Annotated in this window: 1 protein-coding gene; it reads left to right on the forward strand. The window is 42.8% G+C overall.

Going from position 1 to position 1,814, the window contains the following annotated elements; translation table 11 throughout:
- The first annotated feature begins 948 nt into the window (after positions 1 to 948).
- Entirely contained in the window at positions 949 to 1,572 is a 624-nt protein-coding gene (locus ACU52_RS14500) for a UpxY family transcription antiterminator (protein WP_053399322.1), read from the forward strand.
- The last annotated feature ends 242 nt before the right edge of the window (positions 1,573 to 1,814 follow it).

Raw genomic sequence — 1,814 nt, forward strand, 5'->3', positions numbered from 1 at the left:
AAGTACTGCTTAGACATTTAGATTTTAACTTTAATTTTAATTTTCGCCAGAACTGTCCGATTACTTCCTATTTTGTATTGTCATGCTGTATTAAACCAGCTTAGACATTTAGATTTTTAACTTTTAATTTTTAATTTTCGCCAGAACTGTCCGATTACTTCCTATTTTGTATTGTCATGTTGTCTTATGCTAGCTTAGCATTCATATTTTCACTTTAATTTTTCGTTCCTTACTTACTTTAGTAAAAACAGCGGTATTTTAAGCGGATCAGGAGATCCTTATATTAAATTCCGGCGGAGCGCAGATCCGCCGGCACAATAGCCTTGTCGTTTATTATCAATTCTATTACAAAGAAAAGAATCAACAAGGCATATGACTTTAACTCCTAGCCAACTCCGTTGGCGATAACTCCTCTAACTACTTTAACTCCCAATGACAATAGCGCAGATCCGCCGGCACAATAGCCTTGTCGTTTATTATCAATTCTATTACAAAGAAAATAATCAACAAGGCATATGACTTTAACTCCTAGCCAACTCCGTTGGCGATAACTCCTCTAACTTCTTTAACTCCCAATGACAATACCCAACAAGACATTTGGATTCTTCACTCTTCACTTAGAAAATGCTTCTTTAACTCCCAATTACAATACCATTATTGTCTGTGGCTCTCAACACCTTTGTTTTCTCACGATGCAAATGAACCATTATGCACCAAGACGGTTGGTTGCTGGATGCTTGTGCCTGTAAATTCTTTTATGTCAGATGCTTACGTGCATGCGTTGTTGTCTGTTTTTTCGTTTTGTTTGTTCCGCCTACAGTACGGCTTCAAAAAAAATGCCGCTTTTGTTTACTTATTTATATAAAAAATATTACTTTTGCACCGGTGTTTCACATATTATATAATAACGTGGGGCATCATAAAAGAGCAAACATAAACCGGACTTTCATGGACGGAAATGTAAATTCGAACGACAATCTTGCGACGGCTAATAATGACGCTGGCGACGCCGTAGGCGTATCTCAACCTTTCAGATGGTACGTCGCGATAGTCAGCAATAACACCGAAAAAGTGTGTGCCGAAAAGATAGCTGCATTGGGCTACGACACATACGTTCCTACACAAAAAGAGCTGCGCCGCTGGAAGAACGGGCGCCGTAAAATCATCGACCGTATAGTTATTCCTGCAGCCGTCTTTGTGCGCTGCACCGAGGCCGACCGCCGCCATCATGTTGTCAACCTTCCTTTCGTAAAGCGCTTCATGGTCAACCGCGCCGCTGCCACCAACCAATACGGCTGGCATCCTGTAGCCATCGTGCCCGACCGTGAAATAGAGAAGCTCCGCTTTATCCTCTACAACTCCGATGCCGCCATCACTATCGAGCCCCTGCCGCTGCGTCTTGGCGACAAGGTGCGTGTTGTGCGCGGCAAACTCCTTGGACTAGAAGGCAACATCGTAAGATGCGAAAGCCACGACTCAGCCGATGCCGCCAACCTCGACATCGTAGTGCAGCTTGACATCCTCGGCTGTGCCCGCATGAACATATCGCCAACGGATCTGGAGAAAATATGAAAATGATTTATAATTCACAATTCATAATTCACAATTCACAATTGGGTTAGCTAATTAATGTGCCGGCGGATCTGCGCTCCGCCGGAATTGAATATAAGGATCTCCTGATCCGCTCAAACTACCGCTGTTTTACGAAAGTAAGGAAGGAAAAGCAGATGCAAAAGCGCAATCAGGCCTTGCGCAATTAAAAATTAAGGAAGTTAGTCTTGCAGTTGACGTGAAGCAATAAAGGCACATGGCTT

It is taken from the genome of Xylanibacter rarus, from assembly GCF_001275135.1.
Classification (GTDB): Bacteria; Bacteroidota; Bacteroidia; order Bacteroidales; family Bacteroidaceae; genus Prevotella; species Prevotella rara.